Source organism: Streptomyces sp. NPDC001393 (genome assembly GCF_053597455.1).
In genome coordinates this window covers 1-1,579 of record NZ_JBSFIH010000154.1, presented here as the reverse complement: position 1 = coordinate 1,579, position 1,579 = coordinate 1, and the positions used below count along the sequence as shown (strand labels likewise).

Here is a 1,579-nt window from a genome sequence, read left to right as displayed (position 1 = left end):
CCGCCCGCGCCATGCTGGAGGCACTGATCGCAGGAGAGCGTGATCCGCGGGTGCTGGCGGAGATGGCCAAGGCCAGCATGCGAGCCAAGCGCGAGGGGACCTGTCCCCGAGTGGTGGACACCTCTGATCCCGGCCCCGGTGGGGGCCGGGTAGGAGGCATCTTTTATGGTGATGAAGGTCTACTCGCCTGAGTTCAAGGCTGACGCGGTCGCGCTGTACCTGTCGGACCCGAGCCATACCTTCGAGGGCATCGGCAAGGACCTGGGGATCAGCCGGGAGACGCTGCGCAACTGGGTGCGGGCCGAGCGGGTCCGCCGAGGTGAGGGCGGCACGGCGAGCACGAACACGAAGGATGTCCCGGTGAGCGAGGCTACGAGGCAGGAACTGGAGGCCGAGATTGCGGCCCTGCGCGCGGAAGTGAAGGCCGTGCGCAAGGAGAACCAGAAGCTGGCCACCGAACGGGACATCCTGCGCAAGGCGACGAAGTTTTTCGCACAAGAGATGACCTGGTGAACCGCTGCCAGTTCATTGAGGACCACCACCGCGCCTGGGGCGTGAAGCGGTTGTGTGCTGTGCTGGAGGTCGCCCGGTCCAGCTTCTACAAGTGGCGGGCCGGCCGTGCGGCCCGCACCGCACGTGAGCGGGCGGACGCGGCGCTTGCCGGGCGAATCAGGGCCGTGCATGCCGAGTGGGACGGCACCTACGGTCGGCCTCGCATCACCGCCGAGCTCCGCGACGACGGTGAGCGCGTGAATCACAAGCGGGTCGGACGGGTCATGCGGAAGTTCGGCATCGCCGGGCTGCGGCTGCGCAAGCGCCAGGTCACCACCGTGCCCGAGCCGTCCGCCGCACCGGTGCCGGACCTGTTCCGGCGCGACTTCACCGCAAGTGAGCCGAACACGAAGTATGTCGGCGACATCACCTACCTGCCGGTGGGTGACGGCGAGTTCCTGTATCTGGCGACGGTGATCGACTGCTTCTCGCGGCGGCTGGTGGGCTGGTCGATCGCCGACCACATGCGCACCTCGCTGGTCACCGACGCGCTCAAGGCGGCCGCCGCGACCCGGGTCAGCCTGGCCGGCGCCGTGTTCCACAGTGATCACGGGGCGCAGTACACCTCTCGTGAATTCGCTGGTGTCTGCGCCGAGTTGGGGGTTAGGCAGTCCATGGGCGCAGTCGGCACGAGCGCGGACAACGCACTCGCCGAATCGTTCAACGCAGCCCTCAAACGCGAGACGCTCCGTGGCGCACGCTGCTTCAACGGGGCCCGCGCCTGCCGCCTGGCGGTCTTCCGCTGGACCACCCGCTACAACACCCGCCGACGGCACTCGGCGAACGGACAGCAGGCACCGATCCCCTACGAACAGCAGTCAGCTACCCTGACACTTGCCGCATAACGACACGAACAGGTGTCCACTCCTCGGGGACAAGGCCCCGAGACCCTGGCCCAGGCGCTGACCGGCCGCTTCACCGACCATCACGCATTCTTGGCCCGCACGATGCTCGACCGCATCGACGCAGTCACCGCGACCGAGACCCGGCTGAGCGAAGAGATCACCCGCCAACTCGCCCCGTTCCG

Annotated in this window: 2 protein-coding genes and 1 pseudogene; all 3 read left to right on the top strand. The window is 67.9% G+C overall.

Translation table 11 applies throughout. From position 1 onward, the window contains the following. A partial coding sequence (locus ACWC2T_RS46005) for a hypothetical protein (RefSeq protein ID WP_450676241.1) occupies window positions 1–191 on the top strand: 191 nt, incomplete at its 5' end. Then, window positions 166–1,397, top strand: a protein-coding gene (locus tag ACWC2T_RS46000) for an IS3 family transposase (protein ID WP_450676240.1) whose coding sequence is annotated in 2 segments (ribosomal slippage) — window positions 166–487 and window positions 487–1,397 — 1,233 coding nt in all. Because the reading frame shifts where the segments join, the coding sequence is not laid out codon by codon here. The genes ACWC2T_RS46005 and ACWC2T_RS46000, both read left to right, overlap by 26 nt. A 39-nt stretch (window positions 1,398–1,436) precedes the next feature. Next, a pseudogene (locus ACWC2T_RS45995) lies at window positions 1,437–1,579 on the top strand (IS110 family transposase); the annotation flags it as partial.